Raw genomic sequence first — 253 nt, 5'->3', positions numbered from 1 at the left:
CCGCTGGTCGCTGCACGCGATGCTGGAAGCCGAGGAATACGGCATCACGTCCAAGATCGTCGATGAAATGACCAAGAGCACCAATCCCAACATCCAGCGCATCCTGGGCGTGACCCCGGGCATGGGCAAGAACCTGGGCGTGGACGACAAGTGGGCCTACAACATCATCAAGCAGGTCGGCAACTACGGTGAAAGCTTCGAAGCCACGCTCGGCAAGAGCAGCGCGATGAAGCTGGAGCGCGGCCTGAACGCC

The 253-nt window shown here is 60.9% G+C and carries 1 pseudogene; it reads left to right on the top strand.

Annotated features, from left to right (window positions below):
- Nucleotides 1-253, top strand: a pseudogene (locus tag SB751_RS33125) (amino acid ABC transporter substrate-binding protein); the annotation flags it as partial.

The sequence above is a fragment of the Cupriavidus sp. SIMBA_020 genome (assembly GCF_046535395.1).
GTDB classification, from domain to species: Bacteria; Pseudomonadota; Gammaproteobacteria; order Burkholderiales; family Burkholderiaceae; genus Cupriavidus; species Cupriavidus campinensis.
The sequence above is the reverse complement of the archived record's forward strand: the minus strand, read 5'-3'. Positions and strand labels throughout refer to the sequence as shown.